Source organism: Capnocytophaga sp. oral taxon 332 str. F0381, from assembly GCF_000318275.2.
GTDB classification, from domain to species: Bacteria; Bacteroidota; Bacteroidia; order Flavobacteriales; family Flavobacteriaceae; genus Capnocytophaga; species Capnocytophaga bilenii.
This window is the reverse complement of record NZ_KB291302.1, coordinates 1-281: the sequence shown is the minus strand read 5'-3', so window position 1 is coordinate 281 and position 281 is coordinate 1. Positions and strand designations below refer to the sequence as shown.

General features: G+C 40.2%; 1 protein-coding gene. It reads right to left on the bottom strand.

What is annotated here, in order from left to right:
* Nucleotides 1–281, bottom strand: a 281-nt coding sequence (locus HMPREF9075_RS13485; protein WP_009414833.1) for a hypothetical protein, incomplete at both ends; no start/stop codon positions are given.

Genomic DNA, 281 nt, shown 5'->3' with positions numbered 1-281 from the left:
TTACTGCTTGTTGTGCTACCACCTGTCCGTCTTTGATAATCTTATAGGTATACGGAAAATATGGTGGATAACTCAACTGTATTTGCAATGCTCCCAGTCCGCCATTACATAGCGGGTTGGTTGCTGTTACTTGCAATGAAGGAGTTATTTGCTGTATGGTAACTTCTTTTTCGTATACACAAGTTACTATACTTTGGGTATTGGCAGTAGGCAAAGTTGCTTGCAATTTATAAGTACCAGGGTCTAAGTTCTTAAACTCTACACTCGTTTGCCAAGCTCTC